At 70.0% G+C, this 6,738-nt stretch carries 3 protein-coding genes; 1 reads left to right on the top strand and 2 read right to left on the bottom strand.

What is annotated here, in order from left to right:
• Both ACFWGZ_RS38175 and eccD read right to left on the bottom strand, forming a co-directional pair.
• Positions 1-1,003 (bottom strand): S8 family serine peptidase (locus ACFWGZ_RS38175; RefSeq protein ID WP_382456472.1); only part of this gene is annotated, 1,003 nt, incomplete at its 3' end.
• Positions 1,000-2,403: a type VII secretion integral membrane protein EccD gene (gene eccD, locus ACFWGZ_RS38170; RefSeq protein WP_382456471.1), complete on the bottom strand. Its 1,404-nt coding sequence runs from the start codon at positions 2,401-2,403 to the stop codon at positions 1,000-1,002. The genes eccD and ACFWGZ_RS38175, both read right to left, overlap by 4 nt.
• Before the next feature lie 233 nt (positions 2,404-2,636).
• Between eccD and eccCa the strand changes: the two genes are divergently transcribed.
• Complete coding sequence (gene eccCa, locus ACFWGZ_RS38165) at positions 2,637-6,653, top strand: type VII secretion protein EccCa (RefSeq protein ID WP_382456470.1); 4,017 nt, start codon at positions 2,637-2,639, stop codon at positions 6,651-6,653.
• Positions 6,654-6,738: the final 85 nt, after the last annotated feature.

The following is a 6,738-nucleotide window of genomic DNA, read 5'->3' as shown; positions in this document are numbered from 1 at the left end:
CGTTCGCGTTCGTCAGGCCGGTGCCCTTGGGGTCGACGGAGATGATCTCCTCGCCCGGCGCCGCGATGCTGACCCACGGGCCCCAGATGCTGAAGTCCGAGACCGCGCCCGAGCGGGCGATGGACGCGACCGACAGCACGTCGTTCGCGAACCACGCCGGCGAGGACACCGAGTTGACGTTGGTCGGGTCCAGGTTGTCGTTCTGCCGGCCGCAGCCCGTGCCCTGGTCGCCCTTGTTGCCGGCGGCGGTCACGATCACCACGTCCTTGACGTCGACCGCGTACCGGATCGCCGCCTGCAGCTTCTTGTCGTCCGCGCTGAAACCCTTGGGCGGGTTGCAGTTGGTCAGCGAGATGTTGACGACCTTCGCACCCTGGTTGGCCGCGCGGACGATGGCCTGGGCCAGCGTGCCGACCTTGCCGGCAGAGGCGCGCTTCTCGTTGTTCGCGTCGCCCTTGAACTCGAAGCGGTCGCTGGTCTGGCGGATCGCGAGGATCGTCGCCGCCGGCGCGGCGCCGACGAAGTCGCCCTCGGTCCTGGCCGCCGCGGCGACGCCCGCCACCTCGGTGCCGTGGCCGTCGCAGTCGTCCGTGCCGTTCTTGGTGCCGTCGACGTATTCACCGGTGGGGACGACCCTGTTGCCGAAGCGCGGGTTGCGCGGGTCGACGCCCGTGTCGATGATCGCGATCTTGATGTCCTTGCCGGTGGCGAACCGGTGGGCCTGCTCCAGGTTCAGCTGGACCTGGCCCCAGGGCTTGGTCTCGATCAGCTCGCTCTTCGTGTCGGACTCGACGCAGCCCTTGTTGGTGCGGTCGTACTTCACGTCCGGCCTGCCCTCGTCGACCGGGGGCGGGGTGTCGGGCGGGAGGTCCGGCGGAACCGAGTTGGGACGGGCCGTGGCCGAAGTGGACGACGGCTGCGCGGAAGCCTGGGGGAGCGCTCCCGTCAGCAGCAGGAGTCCGGCGGTCGCCGCCGCCGCGGTGCGCCTGATGCCGGGCGTCATAGCGAGATCAGGCCCCGGAAGACCGAGTACATGTCCATCACCGCCAGCGCGAGCGGCACGACCGCGGCGATGAGGATCGCCTCGATGATGTCGACCGTGCGGCGCAGCGGTGGCGAGAACTTCTGGCCCGGGAACACGACGCCGAGCACCAGCGCGGCGGCGCCGAGCAGCAGCAGCGCGCCGAAGACGAACGCGATGCGGTTGAACTCGGTCGAGTAGATCAGCCAGCCGAGCAGGATTCCCGCGCTCGCGAACATGCCGGTCGACAGCAGCGCCACGGCCTGGGCGCCGTTGGCGTAGGCACGCCCGCGCATCATCAGCACGATCGCGACGACGATGCCGTAGATCGGGCCCCAGATCGTGTCGGCGGACGCGGCGACGATGGCGGCCAGCGCCGCGACCGTGCCGGTGCCGATGATCATGCCGGTGAGGTACTCGTGCGCCACGGCCGTGCGGCGCTCGATGACCGCGTACTCCGGGAAGCCGGTGTCCTCCTTGAGGTCCTCGGCGTTCGTCGGCACGACGGGCGGCGGGATCTTGGCCAGCTGCAGCGTGAGCCTGGGCAGCAGCGACAGCGCGCCGAGCGCGACCGCGCCGGTCGCGGCGGCCACACCGGGCAGCGGGTGCTCGACGAACGTCGCGACGAGGAACGCGAGCGACACGAACGTGCCGGCCGTGGCCCCGGCGATGAACACCGTGATGCCCTGCCCGATGAGCAGGATGCCGCCCCACGCGAAGATCATCAGCAGCGCCGAGGCGAGCAGCATCTTCGGGTTGAAGCCGACGCCGGGCACCGCGTGGTAGCCCGCGACGAACGCCAGCGGCAGCGAACCGCACGCGGCGATCAGCACCCCCGTCGACGCGGCCGAGTAGGCCCGCGCGATGGTCGCGCCCGTCGCCAGCAGCGCGATCGCGCCGACACCGCCCGCGATGGCCGCGGCCAGACCGCTGCCGCCGTCACCGCCGGAGATCGGTCCGGACAGGAACAGCGCCACCGCGGCCGCGATCAGCGCGAGCGCGCCCGCGATGTGGCCGAAGCGCTGCGCCGTCTCCTTGGTCCACGGCCGGAACGAGTCCGGGTCGGACTCCGCGATCGCGTCGACGACGTCGTCGTACAGCGGCGGAGGAGGGTTCTCGTTGCGGCGCCGCAACTGCAGCAGCTCGCCGTCGACCACGCCGAGCGACGCGAGCGTGCGCGCGGGGTCGAGCGGGCTGTCGCCGAGCTTCGCGAGGCACCAGCCGCCGTGCCTGACACCACCGTCCGGAGTGGCCTCTCTCGCCATGTCCAGCAGCATGGGCAGGAGATCGGCCACCGCCACGTCGGCAGGCAGCGCGACGTCGATACGCGTTCGAGGTGCCACCACCGTGACACGGCTGAACACCGTCGTACCGGTCGCCACCAGGGCCCCCTAAGTCAGATCTGTGTTGCGAACTCTTGGCCCGAGCCTATTGGCCCACCAGGGCGGTCCTCGGGCGGCCCTAGTATGGCCGGACCGACGCCTGTTGCACGTGTGGTTCGCGGAACCCGTTCGACTGGGTTTTTTTCCGACCCACCGTCGTGACGCGCGCGAATGCGCAATAGTGTCGGTTGCTACCGGTGGCGTATTGAGATGTCAGAAGAGGTGCCTGTCAGTTGAGCACGCTGCAGTTCAAGCGAACGGCACGCCTTGCTGCTCCCCGGCCTCCCGGCGGCGAGGTCCACCTCGAGCCGCCACCTGAGGTCCCGCGGATCATCCCGGGCAACATCATGATGAAGGCGATGCCCGTCGTCATGATCATCGCGTCCGTCGGCATGATGGGCATGATGTTCGTGTTCGCGCCGCGGCAGCCCGCGGCGATGATCATGCCGGGCATGATGATGATCTCGACCATCGGCATGATGGCGAGCGGCATGGGGTCCGGCAAGGGCCAGAAGAAAGCCGAGATGAACGAGGACCGCAAGGACTACCTGCGGTACCTCGGCCAGATGCGCGACCGCGCCCGCGAGGCCGCCGACGAGCAGCGCGCGGAGCGCGAGTGGGTGCACCCCGACCCGCAGATGCTGTGGTCGCTCGCCACCACCCGCCGCATGTGGGAACGCCGGCAGAACGACCCGGACTTCTGCCACCTGCGCGCCGGTCGCGGCTCGCAGCGCCTCGCCACCCGCCTGGTGCCGCCGCAGACCGGACCCGTCGAGGAGCTGGAGCCGATCGCGACGCTGGCGCTGCGCCGGTTCGTGCGCGCCCACTCGCTCGTCCCCGACCTCCCGATCTCGATCGCCCTGCGCGGGTTCGCCGCGGTCGGCCTGCTCGGCGAGATGGAGGACCGCCGCGACCTCGCGCGGGCCCTGATCGCCCAGCTCGTCACCTTCCACGCCCCCGACGACCTGCTGATCGCGGTCGTCAGCGCGGGCCGCACCAAGCAGCTGTGGGAGTGGGCCAAGTGGCTCCCGCACGCCCAGCACCCCACCGACATCGACGGCATCGGCCAGCGCCGCATGATGGCGAACTCGCTCGCCGAGATCGAGGCGATGCTGGACGAGAACCTGCGCGACCGGCAGCGGTTCACCCGCAACGCCCCGCCGCCGCCCGACCAGCCGCACATCGTGATCGTCATCGACGACGGCGACATCAGCCGCGAAGAGATGATCATCCTCGAGGAGGGCCTGGTCGGCGTCACGCTGCTCGACCTCTCCGAGTGCCTGGGCAACCTGACGGCCCGGCGCGGCCTGCGTCTGGTCGTCGAGAACGGCCAGCTCGGCGCCCGTTCCGCGAGCGGCGTCGAGTGGTTCGGCGGTCCCGACCGCCTGTCCGTCGTCGAGGCGGAGGCACTGGCCCGCAGGCTCTCCCCGTACCGCATGGGCGCCGCCGGCGAGGCCGGTGGCGACAGCGGCGAGGACCCGTTGGCGATGAGCAACAACCCGCCGATCCTCGAGTTCATGGGCATCCCGGGCGACCCGATCACGTTCGACGTGCAGCAGGCCTGGCGCCCGCGGCCCAAGCGCGACCGCTACCGCATCCCGTTCGGCATCGGCGAGCACGGCCAGTCGGTCGAGCTGGACATCAAGGAAGCGGCCGAGGACGGCATGGGCCCGCACGGCCTGTGCATCGGCGCGACCGGTTCCGGCAAGTCGGAGTTCCTCCGCACCCTGGTGCTGGGCCTGCTGGCCTCGCACTCGTCGACGGCGCTCAACATGATCCTCGTCGACTTCAAGGGTGGTGCGACGTTCCTCGGCCTGGACAAGGCCCCGCACGTCGCCGCGACGATCACCAACCTCGCGGGCGACCTCACGCTGGTCGACCGCATGAAGGACGCCATCGCCGGCGAGGTGTCGCGCCGCCAGGAGGTCCTGGCGAAGGGCAACTACAAGAACGTCTGGGACTACGAGAAGGCCCGTGAGAACGGCGCCCAGCTCGACCCGCTGCCCGCGCTCTTCATCTGCATCGACGAGTTCTCCGAGATGCTGACGGCGAAGCCGGACTTCATCGACATCTTCCTCCAGATCGGCCGTGTCGGCCGGTCGCTGCAGATGCACATGCTCCTCGCGTCGCAGCGGCTGGAGGAGGGCAAGCTCCGCGGTCTGGACACGTTCCTCTCGTACCGGATCGGTCTGAAGACCTTCAACGCGGCCGAGTCGCGCGCGGCGATCGGCGTGCCGGACGCCTACGAGCTCCCGCCCATCCCGGGCTCGGGCTACCTGAGCGTCCAGGGCATGCCGCTGACCAGGTTCAAGGCGCTCTACGTCTCGGGCACCTACCGCCCGTCGGGCATGCAGTCCGCCGGCGAGTCGGTGGCCGTGCGCAGCGACAAGCGCCCGCGGTTCTTCGTGCCGGACTTCATCGAGATCCCGAAGGAGCCGGAGCGCCCGGTCGAGCCGGTGCCGGTCGCGGCCGCGCCCGTCAAGGAGGACGCGAACGAGCCGACGCAGCTCGAGCTCATCGTCGACCGCCTCGTCGGCCAGGGCCCGCCCGCGCACGAGGTGTGGCTGCCGCCGCTCAACGAGCCGCCGACGATGGACACGATCCTGCCGCCGCTCGACGTGACGCAGGACCGCGGTCTCACCTCGCCGGGCTACCCGGCGAACAGCATGCTGCAGATCCCGGTCGGCGTGGTCGACAAGCCGTTCGAGCAGCGCCGCGACCTGCTGTGGGCCGACTTCTCCGGTGCGGCGGGCCACGGCGCGGTCGTCGGCGGTCCGCAGTCGGGCAAGTCGACGCTGCTCAGGACGATCATCGCGTCGATGACGCTGACGCACACGCCGCAGGAAGCGCAGTTCTACTGCATCGACCTAGGTGGTGGCACGCTCGCGTCGATGGAGGACATGCCGCACGTCGGCGGGTTCGCCGGTCGTCTCGACGTCGACAAGGTCCGCCGCATGGTGGCCGAGCTCCAGACCCTCATCACCGAGCGCGAGCTGCGGTGGCGCGACCAGCGCATCGACTCGATGGCCGAGTTCCGCAACCGCAAGCGCCGCGGTGAGATCAACGACGACGCCTTCGGCGACGCGTTCCTGGTCGTGGACGGCTGGATGAACTTCCGCCAGGAGTTCGAGATGGTCGAGCCGCAGGTCCAGGCGCTGGCGGCGCAGGGTCTGTCCTACGGCGTGCACGTGATCGTCGCCGCCAACCGGTGGGCGGAGATCCGGCCCGCGATGAAGGATCTCCTCGGCACCCGGTTCGAGCTGCGCCTCGGTGACCCGAGCGAGTCCGAGATCGACCGCAAGGTCGCGGTCAACGTGCCGCCCGGCCGTCCCGGCCGCGGTCTGACCGGGGACAAGCTGCACTTCCTCACCGGTCTGCCGCGCATCGACACGCTGCAGGACCCGACCACGATCTCGCAGGGCGTGCAGGACCTCAGCAACAAGCTCAACCAGTCCTGGCAGGGCCCGCGTGCCCCGCAGGTCAGGATGCTGCCCGACCTGCTCGACTACGGGCAGTTCATGGCCCAGGTCCAGCAGAGCAACCCGAACCGCGGCCACCTGGTCCCGGTCGGCGTCAACGAGGACGAGCTCGCGCCGGTCTACATGGACTTCGACGCGGACCCGCACTTCTTCACGCTGGCCGACGGCGAGTCCGGCAAGACGAACATGTTGCGCACGATCATCCGCGGCATCATGACCAGCTACACCTCCTCGGAGGCGCTGATCCTGCTCGCGGACTACCGCCGCACCCTGCTCGGCTTCATCGACACGGACCACCTGCTGAGCTACGCGGTCTCGGGCGCGCAGCTCACGCAGAACGTCCAGGAGGTCAAGGGCTCGCTCACCAAGCGCATGCCCGGCCCGGACGTCACGCAGGAGCAGCTGCGGAACCGGTCCTGGTGGAGCGGTCCCGAGGTGTTCATCATCGTCGACGACTACGACCTGGTGGCCCCGCAGGGCGCGGCGAACCCGCTGCAGCCGCTCGCGGAGTTCATCCCCCAGGCCAAGGACGTCGGCCTGCACGTGATCCTGGCCCGCCGCATGGGTGGTGCGTCCCGCGCGATGTACGACCCGGTGCTCGGCAAGCTGAAGGAGATCTCGGCGCCGCTGTTCGTCGGGTCCGGCTCGAAGGAGGAGGGCAACATCGTCGGCAACCTCAAGCCGTCGCCGCAGCCTCCCGGCCGGGGCACGATGGTGACCCGCAAGCACGGTCAGCAGCGCATGCAGTTCGCCTGGATCCAGCCGGACTAGTACCCGTCCGACGACTTCGTGGGTGGTCTCGCCGTGGGCGGGGCCACCCACGTGTCGTTGGGGGCGAAGAAAAAGGGGCCCGCGA

This window comes from Lentzea sp. NPDC060358, from assembly GCF_042725365.1.
In the GTDB taxonomy this organism is placed as follows: Bacteria; Actinomycetota; Actinomycetes; order Mycobacteriales; family Pseudonocardiaceae; genus Lentzea.
Note: the sequence above shows the minus strand (reverse complement) of the source record. Positions and strands in the feature narration are given on the sequence as shown.